Source organism: Candidatus Lokiarchaeum ossiferum (genome assembly GCA_025839675.1).
Classification (GTDB): Archaea; Asgardarchaeota; Lokiarchaeia; order Sigyniarchaeales; family Promethearchaeaceae; genus Lokiarchaeum; species Lokiarchaeum ossiferum.
This window is the reverse complement of record CP104013.1, coordinates 393579-409049: the sequence shown is the minus strand read 5'-3', so window position 1 is coordinate 409049 and position 15471 is coordinate 393579. Positions and strand designations below refer to the sequence as shown.

The window sequence follows — 15471 nt, the reverse complement described above, 5'->3', positions numbered from 1 at the left end:
TTGTACACTTCTACTTTTTGAACTACAATTAGCATTCAATTCGGATAACATGTTGTACCGACACATATATGCAAAGTAACTAGATCGTGAAATGCATATTAAGTCAAAAACAATTAATTATTGTATTAAAATTCCAGGTTATCAAAAGTCTCCCAACGATTTTGATAACCTACGAAGTAGTATGAAGACCGTTCGAGACAATTCGTCTCAGATAAGTAATCAGGGTTCGTTCCTGATTAAGGTCCATACGCCAACGCTGTATAGTGGATGTCTCGGCTTGGTATCTGATGAAGGGCGTGACAAGCTGCGATAAGCCCCGGGTAGGTGCAAGTAACCTTTGATCCGGGGATGCCCCAATGTGACATCATATATTAAGTAATGTTAATATACTCCCGTCAGGGAGAGGGAACGTGCTGAAGCGAAGCATCATAATAAGCGCAGGAAAAGAAAGCAATAGCGATTCCGTGAGTAACAGCGAGCGAAAACGGAATAGGTCAAACCGAATCCGCACGGGAAACTGTGTGGAGATGTGGAGTACGGACTCGTGTCGAGCCTCCTTGGAGAAGTTGAACCTTTCTGGAATGTTAGACCGTAGAGGGTGACAGTCCCGTAAACGTAATCCAAGTGGCTTATGGCGAGTATCCTGAGTAGCGCGGGATAGTTTTTCCGTGCAAATGTACCTGATACTAACAGGTAAACCTAAACATAACCCAAGACCGATAGCGTATTAGTACCGTGAGGGAAAGATGAAAAGCACCCAGGAATGGTTGTGAAAAGTGCCTGAAACTATACAGTTAAGACTGAAGCGGTCTGAAAGAGATAATGCTCTTCGAAGTCGCCTTGTGTGAACTTGGAGACGAGTGGAGCGGATCAGGATTGCTTCTTTATTCTAGAAACATTAGCCAGGGAGCTTATGTTAGTGGCGAGATTAAGGGGATCATCCCCGAAGTCGCAGGGAAACCAATACACCCGCAAGCCTATTATTACACTTAGTTGTGGTTTTACCGGTGCGCCGGTGGAATTCAACTTTGAAGAGATAGGTCCAGGGGTGCGGTGTGAAAGCGCCTATAGTCACTGATGTAATGCCCGAAGTCGGACGATCTAGGCCTGGTCAGGGCGAAGTGCTTCGAAAGGAGCATGGAGGTCCGATATCGTTCTGACGTGCAATTCGTTGAGTTGAACTGGGTCTAGGCGGAAAAGCCAAATCTAGTCCGAGGATGGCTGGTTCCCCTCGAAGCTGCTCAAAGGCAGGCCTCATACGAGAATGATTGTGGTGTAGAGCACTAATTCGCTTGGTACGGAGAGTAAAATCTTCGCCGGCCTCTTAAACTCCGAAGCTGCAATCTTTGTTGACTATGGGAGACGGCTTACCCGCGGTAAGCGTGGGTGGCGAGAGAGAAACAACTCAGACCTCGGTTAAGGTCCCTAAGTGTAGACTAAGTGTTAAACCGAATGGCGTCAATTTTCTAAGACAGCAAAAAGGTAGGCTCAGAAACAGCCACCCTATAATGAGTACGTAACAGTTCATTTGCTAAGAAAATTGGCCCAGAAAATGGACGGGGCTCAAGTCTACCACCGATACCGAGGGGCATACGCAGTAGTGTGTATGATCCGGTAGAGGGGCGTGGGGTTCGAGATAAAGTAGGGCTGTAAAGTCCTATGAATCGTTCTCCAGTGCAGATCCTGGCAGTAGTAACGATTTTAGATACGTGAAAATCGTATCCGCCGAAAGGTCAAGGGTTTCTTGGCAATACGTCGTTAGCCAAGAGTTAGTCGTTCCTAAGCTCATTCTTAACCGTCTTGAGCGAAAGGGAAACAGATTTATATTTCTGTACTTGGAAGGTAGGTATTCGGTGACGAACGACTGATTTGTGACGGAAGAAGATAGCTCAGGCAGGACTGTCGTTCCTGTTTAAATGTATACATCTGGGGTGTGCCTTTGCGGCGAGAACCAGATTAAAGCATGAATAGCCACCTTATTGTGGGAGGTCTGAGGCGACTCTTATTCCCACTGAAAAGCAAATTAGTAACGAACTTTCAAGACGTACCCAGAACCGACACAGGTGTACCTAAGGTGAGAAGCCTAAGGCGTGTGGAAATACAGATTGTTAGGGAAATCGGCAAAATGGAGCGGAACCTTCGGAAGAACGCTTGCTTGGAATCTTTGCTTAGGCGAGGGATTCTAAGTTGCAATAACTAGTACCACCCGACTGTTAAATACAAACATAGCTTTCTGCAAGACCGAAAGGTTGTGTACAGAAAGTGAATCCTGCCCAGTGCAAGTCAGTCAATACCCGGTTCAACGGGAATAAGCTCTTGTAAACGGCGGGAGTAACTATAACTCTCTTAAGGTAGCCAAATGCCTTGTCGTATAAGTAACGACGTGCATGAACGGATCAACGCGGTGGTAACTGTCCCAACATTCTACTCCGTGAACCTACAGGACGGCGAACGGTCCGTCACACACCGTTGGGAAGAGAAGACCCCATGGAGTTTTACTGCAGCTTGTTCTTGACATACTCTTTTACATGCAGAGTGTAGCTGGGAGCGTAGATATTGTGCTTTCGGGTGCAATGGAGCAATAATGGAACACCAGCCTTGTAAAGGGGCATGTCTAACTCGGAAGACGCTTCCGAGGACACGTGCAGGTGGGCAGTTTCGGTGGGGCGCCAGACCTTGGAAAAGATATCCAAGGTACCCTAAGGTCAACTCAAACGGGACAGAAATCCGTTGAAGAGTGGAAAGGCAAAAGTTGGCCTGATGGGACCCTCGACAGCAAGGGGTCCCGAGACGAAAGTCTGGCTTAACGATCCTTTACAATCTTTTAGTAGGTGGTAAAGGTGATAGAAAAATTACCCTGGGGGTAACAGAGTTGTCGCAGGCAAGAGTTCATATCGACCCTGCGGCTTGCTTCCTCGATGTCGGCTCTTCCTATCCTGGACATGCAGCAATGTCCAAGGGTGGGGCTGTACGCCCATTAAAAGGGAACGTGAGCTGGGTTTAGACCGTCGTGAGACAGGTCGGATTCTATCTAACGGTGTTGTTGGGAATTTGAGAGCAGCGTGCGTCCAGTACGAGAGGAACAACGCGCGGTCGCCTCTGGTGAGGGGTTGTTCGACAGAGCATGCCCCACAGCTACGCGGCAAATCATAAATGCTGAAAGCATCTAAGCATGAAGGATGCCTCGAAACTAGATTCCCATTCTTAACTATTTTAATAATTAACTGGCCGGTAAGAGAACCTCTGCGTTGCCGCGTGGAGTAGTATTGCCGGCAAAGGATTATGGGCGGGGGCTGGTGACAGCAACCGCATGATTAAGACGAGCTCACCCGTAAAAGACGGGGTAGGTGAGTCAGGCGGTGTAAACACGAAGCTTTTGCGACGTGCGTAGCCGGCCGATCTCAATAGAGCGAGTGTTTGGACTGGAAAAGGAACATATGGACCCTGGCTTTGAATCAGCCAAGGAACCGGATTTCATACAGAGCTAATACAATGGTACAACAGGACTTTGCCATGGACTGATTTTACTCTCTCCTCCTTATTTATCCCCTCCCAAGAAAAAGTGTCTCTTTCTTCGAAAAGCGCTTGGGCTGTTTTGGGACAAAACTTAAAATAGACTTTTCCTTCAGTAAACTTCTTATTCTATTCTGCTAATCTGCCAATTTTGTAAACTTGATATCATCAGGTGCGGATGCATGCTATTTAATCTTTACCTTTGCATATCTTTATATAGCTGGTGTGATTATATAGTTTGTAAGTGAGTCATCACTTATACCTAACCCATGTCTTTATCGGCGTGAGTGTGGATCACGGCATAGCCATTGATATGAAACACTCCTTTCCATCGACTTGGGAAAACATATGAAGTCCTTTTACACAGTAGGGGGACCGATGTAGTTACAACGAAGCAACGGGCAGGTAAACTCTCTGAGTTAACCTGCCAATTCTTAAACTTAAGTTTATAACGATAGCGAGATAATTTAACATTTGGAAGGATCGAGAACGAATTAATAACTCTGGTTGATCCTGCCAGATCCGACTGCTATCCGGGTAAGACTAAGCCATGCAAGTCGAATGGAACAGCTTGTTCCATGGCGAACTGCTCAGTAACAAGTGATCAACTTACCCTTCAGTGGAGCATAACCTCGGGAAACTGAGGCTAATTCTCCATAGTTGGAACTGCCTGGAAGGGTTTTCCATCAAAAGATATTCCCAATTGCGGGATGTTCGCTGAAGGATAGGATCGCTTTCGATTATGGTAGTTGGTGAGGTAATGGCTCACCAAGCCTATGATCGATAAGGGCCGTGAGAGCGGTAGCCCTGAGATGGATACTGAGACAATGATCCAGGCCTTACGAGGCGCAGCAGGCGCGAAACCTTTACAATGCACGTCAGTGTGATAAGGTTACCCGGAGTGCTAAGAGAACAACTTTTAGCTGTTATAGGTGTGTAAATAACCCTATGAGAAAGGAGAGGGCAAGGCTGGTGCCAGCCGCCGCGGTAAAACCAGCTCTTCAAGTGGTCGGGAATTTTATTGGGCTTAAAGTGTCCGTAGCCGGTTTGAACAGTTCCTGGTTAAATCTGGTAGCTTAACTATCAGTCAGCTAGGAATACTATCTTACTAGAGGGTGGGAAAGGCTTGGGGTACTCCGGGGGTAGCGGTGAAATGCGATAATCCTCGGGGGACCACCAGTGGCGAAGGCGCCAAGCTGGAACACGCCTGACGGTGAGGGACGAAAGCCAGGGGAGCGAACGGGATTAGATACCCCGGTAGTCCTGGCCGTAAACGATGCGTGCTGGGTGTTGGAAGGGCTATGAGCCGTTTCAGTGCCGTAGGGAAACTGTTAAGCGCGCCGCCTGGGAAGTACGCTCGCAAGAGTGAAACTTAAAGGAATTGGCGGGGGAGCACCACAAGGGGTGAAGCCTGCGGTTCAATTGGACTCAACGCCGGGAAACTTACCGGGGGCGACAGCAGAATGAAGGTCAGGTTGACGACCTTACCAGACAAGCTGAGCGGAGGTGCATGGCCGTCGCCAGTTCGTGCCGTGAGGTATCCTGTTAAGTCAGGCAACGAACGAGACCCACATGCTTAGTTACCACCAAGAGCCTACGGGTTTGTTGGGAACACTAAGCAGACTGCCATCATATAGGTGGAGGAAGGAGTGGGCCACGGCAGGTCAGTATGCCCCTAATCCCCCGGGCCACACGCGGGCTGCAATGGTATGGACAATGGGTTGCGACTCTGAAAAGAGAAGCCAATCTCGAAACCATATCTCAGTTGGGATTGTCGGCTGTAACCCGCCGACATGAACGTGGAATCCCTAGTAATCGTGTGTCATCATCGCACGGTGAATACGTCTCTGCTCCTTGCACACACCGCCCGTCGCTCCATCCGAGTGCAGTATAGTTGAAAGTTGGTCCTCAGGGTCGATTTAAAATTGTGCTGCGTGAGGAGGGAGAAGTCGTAACAAGGTAGCCGTAGGGGAACCTGCGGCTGGATCACCTCCACACCATTAAGTGGGGTCATAACGACCCCACTTTTCTCTTTTTATTTTATTATTTGAGTATCTTAATTTCATTCAGGTTACTGATTTTTCATTTTCTTGATATTTGATGATAGATTATTATTATTTAGGTGCTAACAAATGAATTATGTAAATATTTCTGGTTTAGAAGTAATGGATATCTTAAAATCAAAAATGCATCCCATTTTGAAATATTCTCTTATAGATATGGGAATGATTCGCGATATTATTGTAGAAGGAAAGGAAGTCTCTCTAACTATTGTATGGCCAACAGCAGATTTTCCAAATAAAGATGAAATTCATCAATCAATCCTCAATTCTATTGAAAATCTTGGAGCGAAAGTAAGTATTGGTGAAATTTTAATGTCTAAAGAAGAACTTACTCTTTATAGAAAAATTGAAGCGGGTGATATTAGTTGAAATTTCAGCTTTTAAAATCTCGACTAATTAGCAAAATGAATTTAATTTTTAATAAATGCAAATTTGAATGAAAAAGTGTCAAAAAAAAAGTGATATGGTTATAAAAGAATAATTTTCAGTTGGATTTCCCATAAATCTTTTCTAAACGTAGTTTTCTTTTTATTGAATACCAAAAATAATATAATAGAGGTTGTAGTGGAAAAGAAAAAACGAAAAGATTAATGAACTGTGATAAAACGATTAACCATAGCATTGTATTTTTTAAAATTAAGATTTCAGTAATTCCTGCTAATAATGCAACCAAACATGTAATTAAAGAATTAAGTTTAATACGACGTATATTTAAAAACACTGTACTTCGTTTAGTATGGTTTATGAAATCATCTCGCAAATATTGGAAGAAATAGTTGTTTACACATCTTTCATCTTCAAAAACAACATGAAGGGGGATGGAGCTATCATCAGAAAATGCTTGAAATGTGATAAATCTTCTAATAAAATGTTTAAGTTTTGGATAGTTGATGCTTTGAGTTGTGTAATTATTTTCTATTCCATATTCTTTAATTTCATGGACAAAATTCTCTTCTTCCTTTAGTGATAATCCTTTTTCAGTAAAATCTCGTAATATTTTATTAGTTTTTTTTTTAGTCATAAATTTTGAGGTGTGATTTTCATTCATAAGATAAACCTTGAGTTTTTTAAAAAAAACTATTCCAATCCGTAAAGATTCTTAAATTTCTCCTTAGATCTTCCGAGTTTTTTAATATATTTGATCGACTCCAAAAACCACTTGAGTAGATAAAAGAAAACTCCAAATCCTCCAAGTAATAAAAACCACCCTATCAACTTTAATGATTGATTCAAAATGGCTCCATTAATGATTATTACCAGAAATACTATATTTCCAATTAGTAATGCTCCTGAAACTAATAGATCTTCGTAAATTTTTCGTTTTTTAAGATTTTCAAATGCTACAGATATTTTATTATTCTCCAAAGCCTTAAAACACGTACAACATAACAATGGTATTTTTACATTATTTTTTGACTCAATGTAGTCCACATAAACCAAACTGTTTACCGAATCTATTCTTTCACCACAGAAATCACAAAAAACTTTATTATTGTTTTTTGCTATTTTCTTTATTTTTATAGATGGAATCTCACAATTGTTGTTTTTATAATGTTCACAATTCAAGCAATTTGATTCTTTTTCTTTGAAAACTTTGCTAACATCAGTTTTTTCATCAAATTTTTTGCTGTGATTTTTACACTCAACTTTTTTCTCTGGATTTAGTTTAAACTTTGGGGATATTTTGATTTTTGATTCTATCGACATAATAAATCACTTTCATTTAAAATTTCTTTCAATTTGAGAATTTTTTTTAAATCTGTATAAAAAATAAGAATTTTAGAAAATTAAATCAAGTTGTTTTGGTAGATATACATATACAACACTTTTTAAGAATAAAGATGTCCCTTTCAATGCTAAATCATCAAACGTGATTGAATTTGTAAAGAAATTGATCGTTGGTGTAAATTACATATTTTCGACCACATACATCAATTACATGGTTATTGTAATGGATGAAATATATACAAATCGAGTGCACAGATTTTTTTTTGTAGATTTAGTTACATTTATATGATATATGATGGATTTTGATCTGCCAGACCCTAAAACTCGTTTCACTTCAAGGAGTAAATATTTTTCGAAATTTCGTCCTAGCTATCCTAATGAGATTATAAATCTCTTAAAAAAAAAACGAATTCTCCAAGAAACTACTACCATCGCAGATATTGGATCAGGAACCGGAATTTTATCCGAACTTTTTTTAAAAGAAAATAATTTGGTTTACGGAATTGAGCCGAATTCTGAAATGCGCCAAGAATCGGCAAAATTACTTCAGATTTATCCCAATTTTCAACCATTAAATGGTTCTGCCGAAGCTACTTCTTTGAGATCGGATTCTATAGATCTGATAACTGTAGGGCAAGCTTTTCATTGGTTTGACATGAAGCAAGCCATTTTTGAGTTTAAACGAATATTAAAATCAAGAGGTACCGTTTTACTCGTTTGGAATTTAAGAAAAACAGTTGGTTCATCTTTTAATGAAATATATGAAGATATTATGTTAAAATATGGATCAGATTATGCTTATTTGAAAAAGCCTCTTTTGTTTGAAAATTTTTTCCCTAACAACCATAATGAATATTATCACTTTGAAACCCAGCAATTACTCGATTTTCAAGGTTTTATTGGACGTACTCTTTCTTCCTCATACATACCATTAGAAAAGGATCCTCAATATGCCCCAATGTATGAGGAACTCAAAAATATTTTTTATAACAATCAAATTCAAGGCAAAGTTGTATTTGAATATAATACTGAAATGATTATTTCATATTTTGATAAATAAATTGGGATTATATTGCGTCTGGATTTTGAAAAAAGAAAAAATTATTCCACAATTGCTATATTTTCTTTGAGAACAACTTCTTTTGGGGCTTTTAATTGAAAGTATAAAGTAAATATCCAAAAAGTTAATACTATAATGCTCGAGATCATGTACCAGATAATATCTTCAAAAATAAATTGATAAATAAAAATACAGAGGCACATCTGAAATATTTGAAGAACTATATTGACTGAAAGCCAAATTACTAATCCTTTAGTTTTTAATCTTTTTTTCTTCGAATTGTAGAAGAATGACATTAAAGTTGTTGAAATAATTAATATACTGTAACCAACTTGCATTAACAATAAACCGGAGCTAACATTGGAAATTGCGCTTGTGCTATAAAAAATGTCAGAAGGTAAGTTTAGCACTGAATAGAAATTTATTATTATTGTTCCAACCAAAAGTATCGATATTATCAGAGATTTTCTGAAATCTTTACTACTGGTTGCAGATTTCTCATAAATTCTGGCGATGTAACTGGTATATGTAGAAACAAACATCAAAACTCCTAAAATTTTTTGCAAGTGTAAAGAGGGCCATGAGAAAAATGAATTTTCATTAAATGTTACTGAATATCTGAAAAATAGAAAAATATATCCAATTAATAGAATTAGCTGAATAATATTAATTAATTTACGTAATTTTGGCTTTTTGACAAAAACACCAAGTATTTCTATGAGTGAACCTAATACAAAAAGGAATATGAAATTATCAAGCGAGAACAGATTTCTTACAAAATCCATCAATAAATTACTCGTATAATAACCAGCAGAGAATTCTAATTTATATGCACCTGTTGCTATCCAGAAAAATAAACAAAATATGATTGAAATTAGTTCTAAAATGATTAAACTTCTATTACTAAAGTCCATCTTGGAGATATGGGCCAGATAAATACTAATTTGTAAAAAAGCAACGATCCACAATAGAACGACCGATAATGGCATATATTTAAGAGCTTGTAAACCGGAATAAAAATCTGAAGGAATAATTGCAATTATTGTCATTATGAAATTTGCAATCATCAACATCTGTTCAATACGAAAACTATGGCGATTATCCTTGAAACTTAAGATCATTCCCAAAATTGTCAAGATACCTATTGCTGGGATAATTAACTGGGGAATAACTTTGTAGGGTGTCCAATATATCAAGTCTTTTTCCAAGGTGAGGAATAAAGTCATATCAACTATCAGAATAGGAAAATAGAAGAATATCGTAATTGGAATGCTTTTTTTTCCTATTTTTAAAATTCCTCGTTCAAACAATTCACTATTTGTGTTGTAGTCCTTAGATTCTTCTAAGTTTTCTTTAATATTATAGTTAAAATCAAAACTTTCTTTTTTTTTTGTTAAATTTATTGAAAAATGAGTAATAAAAAAGAACGCTAAGTATCCGTAGACTAGTAATATCATTATCACGTGCAATAATTTACTTTGGTTAAATTCTACCAATAAAAACGATGAAAATGACATATTTGTCCAAGTTATTGCGCTAATTAAACAAATGAATAAAATGAATAGAATTATCGCTGGTCGTAAATAGTATGATATCCAATAATAGAAGGAATCTAATTTCTCAATTTTTTTCATATATTTTAGATCTTTCGCTTCTCTTAGCTCATTATTTGTGCTTTTTTTATATTTTAAAAAAATAAATATTAATGAAGCAATTTCAACAACAATAAAAATTAGGTCAAGGTATAATGAAAAATCGTCTTTATCAAAGATTTCCCAGAAGATCGAAAAGATTGATATAAATGTTGAGAAAATTAAATAGGGAAATATCCATTTATCATGAAGCTTTTGTGTCTTGTCATTTACAAGATTCTTTTCTGACAGGATATAAATGATAATACAAGTTATCAACACGATGGAATGATCCACCATTATAAGGTAGTACTTAAGAAAATACCCAATTATAACAAAAAACACATATAAAAAGTCTAATTTGTTCACGTTCTGACTTATTTTCATGTTAAGTTATTTGAATTATTCATTAATAAAACTTGTTCCAAGTTTGGAACTAATTGTACATCAATATTATGTTTAGGAATCAAATTGGGAAATGAAATTTGAATGAGTTATTATTTTTAAAAAAATCTATAAAAAAGCTAGTTCTGTTGAAATAATGCGATTTTTCCAACCAAAAAAAAAATAATTCTCTAATAATAGAAAATGGAAATTACTCGGAAAATAATGTATCATCATCAGCACATTGATTCACGAGTTTAATCCCTTGCAAGATAACTAAGGCATCTATAAACAATTCATAGGTTTCGTCTTCATCTAAGTTTAAAATTTTAACTTTTTCGACTTCTCCTTCACCCATTACTTCAAGTAATTGAGACTCAAGGAGAGTTTTAACATCGGATTGATTTAAGCGTTTCTTTAATTCAGAAGAAATTTGGAGGGTTTTTTGAGGTGAAAGAAGAATAACTCTGCCAGTAACTTTTGTCAGTTCAATAGCTTTTTCAATGGTTTCCTCTGATGTATAGAGTAATAACGTACGCTTGTCTCTAAATTCTTCTATGTTTGTGACATTATAGCTTAATCCCTTACCTAAATAATCGAGTTCACCCTTAATATTCATCGGTGTGACCTTTTCTTCTTCTTCATCCTTCTTTTCTTGGTCTGGAAACACCCCAACTTTACCTTCTCGGTAATTTTTTATCGCCTCATGTAAAGCTTCTTCAGCCAAATTACTACAGTGCATTTTAATTGGGGGTAAACCATCTAATTCATTTGCAACATCCTTCTTTGTTACTTTCAAAGCTTCATCCAAGGTCATACCTTTTACCATAACTGTTGCCATACTGCTAGTCGCTACTGCAGATCCACAGCCGAAGGTTTTAAATTTGATATCTTTGATGACTTCATCCTTAACTTCTATGAAAATTTCCATAATATCACCACATGTAGGATTTCCAACTCTTCCACTGGCGACATTTGCTCCTGATAACGTTCCAACATTTCTTGGATTTTTAAAATGATCCAAAACTTTTTCTGAATATTCTGTTGATTTCATCTTGATTCTCCTCGTAATTATAAAAAATTATTTTTTGTATAAAGGTGAAAGATCTCGCAACCGTTTTACGATTCCTGGAACTTCTTCTATTACGGTTTTTACTTCTTCTAAGCTGGTGTATCGACCAGTTGTTAACTCTAATGATCCATGTGCTTCTTCATGAAGAAGGCCTGTAGCAATTAAAGTATGTGATGGTTCGAGTGTTTTGGAACTGCAAGCTGATCCTGTGGACACTGCGATATTCTTATCCTTGAAGGATAAAAGAATTGATTCCCCTTCGATTCCATCAAATCTAAAATGGGAGTTATTAATTAGCCGATGTACTGGATGGCCATTTAAATATGTGTCGGGGTTTGATTCTAAAATTTCCTTAATGAAGAGTTTTTGAAATAATTTCATTCGTTCTAATTCCGCACCCATTTTATGTTCAAGAATATCAACTGCTTTTTTCATACCAACGATTCCAGGCATGTTTTCGGACCCAGATCGAAAACCTCGTTCTTGTCCTCCGCCTATTATAAGAGGTTGGACTCGAAAGCCTTTTTGCATATACAGAACTCCGACTCCTCGTGGACCATAGATATCGTTAGAAGATAATGTCATTAAATTAATGTTATTCGCTTGCACATCTATATCCATTTGTCCTTCTGCAGCCACCGCATCAGTATGAAAAGCGATTCCTTTTTCTTTCGCAATTTCACCTATTTCTTTGATGGGTTGAATTGTTCCAATTTCATTATTTGCCATCTGGACAGAAATTAAAATGGTCTCTTCCTTTATCCGAGACCGAAGTTTATTTAATTTTATCCGACCATATTGATCAACGGGAACCTTTGAAATTTGAAATCCATTTCTTTCTAAGTATTTTGCAATGTTATGAAGCGAAATGTGCTCCACTTCAGACATTATGATATGATTTCCTTTACGCTTATTACGCAGAGCATACCCTATTATTCCTAAATTAATACTTTCAGTTGCACCACTTGTAAATAAAATCTCATCTTTTTCTCCATGAATCCATTTTGCAATCGTTTCCCGACTTGAATCGAGAGTTTCTGTAGCATCATCACCAATTTTATGGAGGGAAGAAGGATTTCCATATCGAGTTTGATGATATTCATTCATCGAATCAATCACTTCTGCATCCACTGGTTTCGCTGACTGATAATCCATGTATATATTTTTATTATTCATCCTATTTCATCTCCATTAAATATAATTTTACTAAAAACTATCAAAAAACTTTAAAACCACATTGTTCCGCCAGCATCAAGGACTAAATCATTTAGAGTTGCGGCACCTACTATTTTCAAGCCATCTACTAATTCCACTTTGTCCCATCCAAGCATTTTTTTGGAAGCTTCGCACACATAAATTGGAATACCCATTTTGAGAGTATTTTCGATCATTTCTTTAATTGTTGGGAAATCACCCATTTTTAATGCTTCAGCTGCATCAGGTTTTAAAATGCGTAGTCCTTGACCTAAAAAGTAAATTTGAGCTTCAATATCCATAGCTTTTGCTGATTGTGCTAACACAAAAGGTGAATATTGGCGCTCAGGATCGTCGCTCGTTTGTATATATAATAATGAATCTTTTTTTTTTTTTTCCATTTTTGTCTCTCTCCTTACTTTGTTTTTTTAATTAGAAATCGAAATTCTTTCCCAATTTTCTCTAATTCTAACAATTGATGTCCAGTTCGTTTACAAAATCGGGCGATATCTTCTTCAGCTGCTGGATCATCAGCTAAAACTTCCAGAACATCCCCTATTTCGAGTCCATCTATTTCTTGACGCGTTTGGAACAATGGTTCTGGACAGAAAAATCCAATGCAATCAAGACTTTGTGTGGGATTAATTTCATTTGTCATAATAAATACCTATTGAGAAATTACTCGCACGGATAATTATTGGTTGTGATAATAAAAGGAAAGATTTTAGGCATTTTTGCTTATTTATTTATATAATGAATAGGAAAATTTGTGAAAATTTCAATTAATTTCACGGGAATATTGAAAGATATAGAGAATTAAAACTAAAATGAAGGATTTCATTATTTTTCATAAACAATAACTACAAGAATATTGAATTTCTTTTTTTCTTAATGGAATTATCACAAGGAGAATCTTTCCCTCGTAACTTAGAAAAAATCTCAAAAACAAAAAATATTCCCCAAAACACAAAAAAGATTAGGGCCGTTGCACTCGTTTCTGGAGGATTAGATAGCGCTATTGCGGTGAAATTAATCATCGACCAAGGTATTGATGTTTATGCCATGACTTTTCATTCTCCATTTTGTACATGTTCTTCAGGAGGTTGTAGCGCAGCGATTTTTGCTGAAAAGTTAGAAATTCCAATCAAACATGTAAGTAAAGACGATGATTATTTACGTTTAGTAAAAAATCCGAAATTTACTTACGGTAAAAATATTAATCCATGTATTGATTGCCGAATTCATATATTAAAAAGAGCCAAAGACTATATGAATGAAATTGGGGCGCAATTTATAATCACGGGTGAAGTTTTAGGTCAAAGACCTAAATCTCAAATGATTCGTGCATTAAAAACCATTGAAAATGAAGCGGGATTAGCCGGACGGATATTACGGCCATTATCCGCCAAATTATTAGTCCCAACCATCATGGAAAACGAAGGCATTATCGATCGTTCACTTTTATTGGATATTCAAGGAAGACGGAGAAATATTCAAGTGGAGCTTGGACGCAATTTCAATCTGATTGAACAATATTGTGCGGGAGGTGGTTGTCGTTTGACAGATAAAAACTTTGCAAATCGTTTAAGAGATTATTTTTACTTCACAGAGAATCCTAAAATGGCAGATATGAAATTTCTACGCATTGGACGTCATTTTCGTCACCAAGGGCTTAAATTTATAGTGGGGAAAAACCAAGATGAAAATATAAAGTTAAAAACATGGGCTTCAAGTACAGATGTACTCATAGAAACAAAGGACGTTAGTTCCCCAATGACTTTAATTTTTAAACCCAAAAAACAAGATGATCTGATTTTACCTGCCCAAATAACTCTAAGATATTCTGATACAGAAGAAAATACGAATTACATGGAAGTTTTCAGTAATAATTCAGATTTTAAAAACTTTTCACTGGAAAAAAGCCCAAATATCGAAGAAATTATTAAAGAATATCGAATATAACTATGGTGAAAAAGGAGAAATTAACATTGGAAAAAAATACACTCACAATGGACCAAATTGAACGATACTCACGACAAATTTTGTTACGGGAAGTTGGATCAAAAGGCACGAAAGCCCTTCTTTCTTCCACAGTGGCAATTGTTGGTGCAGGAGGATTAGGTTGTCCAATTGCTCAAATGCTCGCTTCCATGGGGGTTGGGACACTCAAGCTAATTGATGGAGATCACGTTGAATTAACGAATCTTCCCCGGCAACCAATGCATTATACTTCTGATATTGGTAAATTTAAGGTGGATAGTTTAATGGAAAAGATAGGGGATATGAATCCAGATGTTAGAGTTATTCCAATAAAGAAATTCTTGGATAAAGACAATATTCAAGGAATTTTGGAAGGTTGCGATTATGTTCTAGATGCAAGTGATAATATTGCCACCAAATTTCTCATTAATGATGCATGCATTTATCATGGAATTCCATTTACGATTGCGGGTGTGGTGCAGTGGTTTGGGCAGATCATTTCTGTGGTACCAGGAAAAACAACATGTTATCGGTGTATTTTTAGAAATATATATGAACTTGACGAAAGCACTTCTTGTTCTGGAGTAGGAGTGATGGGTACAATTCCAAATTTTGCAGGAGTTCTTCAAGCTAATGAATGCATCAAATCTTTGTTGGGGATCCCATTAAAATACATTGATGGGATGTTTTCATTTGACCTTTTAATGAGTTCTTTTGATTTTATAAATATTTATCGAGATAAAACATGTAAGGCGTGTTCGGATCCACAGTTTGCGTACTATAAAAGCGAAGATTATGGTGAAACACTGAATAAAGTGCAAACGAAGAAATGTTCTCTTTAATTAG

10 protein-coding genes, 2 rRNA genes and 1 pseudogene are annotated in these 15471 nt (G+C 37.0%); 6 read left to right on the top strand and 7 right to left on the bottom strand.

Annotation, left to right across the window (positions count from 1 at the left end; genetic code table 11):
- Positions 1 to 239: 239 nt before the first annotated feature.
- From NEF87_RS01840 to NEF87_RS01830, 3 genes are all read left to right on the top strand, one after another.
- Positions 240 to 3425, top strand: a 23S ribosomal RNA gene (locus NEF87_RS01840).
- A 588-nt stretch (positions 3426 to 4013) separates the two neighbouring features.
- A 16S ribosomal RNA gene (locus NEF87_RS01835) occupies positions 4014 to 5508 on the top strand.
- A gap of 137 nt (positions 5509 to 5645) precedes the next feature.
- Complete coding sequence (locus NEF87_RS01830) at positions 5646 to 5945, top strand: iron-sulfur cluster assembly protein (RefSeq protein WP_371804679.1); 300 nt, start codon at positions 5646 to 5648, stop codon at positions 5943 to 5945.
- 115 nt (positions 5946 to 6060) lie between these two features.
- On the opposite strand, the gene NEF87_RS01825 is transcribed toward NEF87_RS01830, so the two are convergent.
- Together NEF87_RS01825 and NEF87_RS01820 are read right to left on the bottom strand one after the other, a co-directional pair.
- On the bottom strand, positions 6061 to 6597 hold the full coding sequence (locus NEF87_RS01825) for a hypothetical protein (protein ID WP_457918382.1): 537 nt from the start codon (positions 6595 to 6597) through the stop codon (positions 6061 to 6063).
- Between the two features lie 56 nt (positions 6598 to 6653).
- Positions 6654 to 7283, bottom strand: a complete 630-nt coding sequence (locus tag NEF87_RS01820; RefSeq protein WP_457918381.1) for a hypothetical protein — start codon at positions 7281 to 7283, stop codon at positions 6654 to 6656.
- 316 nt (positions 7284 to 7599) lie between these two features.
- Here NEF87_RS01820 and NEF87_RS01815 point away from each other — a divergent pair, with 316 nt between their 5' ends.
- The gene (locus NEF87_RS01815; protein WP_457918380.1) at positions 7600 to 8364 is read left to right on the top strand and encodes a class I SAM-dependent methyltransferase; all 765 of its coding nucleotides are present in this window, start codon (positions 7600 to 7602) and stop codon (positions 8362 to 8364) included.
- A gap of 41 nt (positions 8365 to 8405) precedes the next feature.
- Here the strand turns inward: NEF87_RS01815 and NEF87_RS01810 are convergent, their stop codons facing one another.
- The 5 genes and pseudogenes from NEF87_RS01810 to NEF87_RS01790 all read right to left on the bottom strand — a co-directional run bounded on the left by NEF87_RS01810 (position 8406) and on the right by NEF87_RS01790 (position 13303).
- Complete coding sequence (locus tag NEF87_RS01810) at positions 8406 to 10382, bottom strand: hypothetical protein (protein ID WP_457918379.1); 1977 nt, start codon at positions 10380 to 10382, stop codon at positions 8406 to 8408.
- Positions 10383 to 11028: 646 nt separating this feature from the next.
- Positions 11029 to 11433: pseudogene (nifU, locus tag NEF87_RS01805) on the bottom strand (Fe-S cluster assembly scaffold protein NifU); the annotation flags it as partial.
- A gap of 27 nt (positions 11434 to 11460) precedes the next feature.
- Positions 11461 to 12627, bottom strand: coding sequence for a cysteine desulfurase family protein (locus NEF87_RS01800; protein ID WP_457918378.1), 1167 nt, complete (start codon positions 12625 to 12627; stop codon positions 11461 to 11463).
- 50 nt (positions 12628 to 12677) lie between these two features.
- Complete coding sequence (locus NEF87_RS01795; protein WP_457918377.1) at positions 12678 to 13046, bottom strand: DsrE/DsrF/DrsH-like family protein; 369 nt, start codon at positions 13044 to 13046, stop codon at positions 12678 to 12680.
- A 14-nt stretch (positions 13047 to 13060) separates the two neighbouring features.
- Entirely contained in the window at positions 13061 to 13303 is a 243-nt protein-coding gene (locus NEF87_RS01790; protein WP_371804672.1) for a sulfurtransferase TusA family protein, read from the bottom strand.
- 233 nt (positions 13304 to 13536) lie between these two features.
- Between NEF87_RS01790 and NEF87_RS01785 the strand changes: the two genes are divergently transcribed.
- Together NEF87_RS01785 and NEF87_RS01780 are read left to right on the top strand one after the other, a co-directional pair.
- On the top strand, positions 13537 to 14607 hold the full coding sequence (locus NEF87_RS01785; protein ID WP_457918376.1) for a hypothetical protein: 1071 nt from the start codon (positions 13537 to 13539) through the stop codon (positions 14605 to 14607).
- Between the two features lie 26 nt (positions 14608 to 14633).
- Positions 14634 to 15467, top strand: a complete 834-nt coding sequence (locus NEF87_RS01780) for a HesA/MoeB/ThiF family protein (RefSeq protein WP_457918375.1) — start codon at positions 14634 to 14636, stop codon at positions 15465 to 15467.
- Positions 15468 to 15471 lie beyond the last annotated feature (4 nt).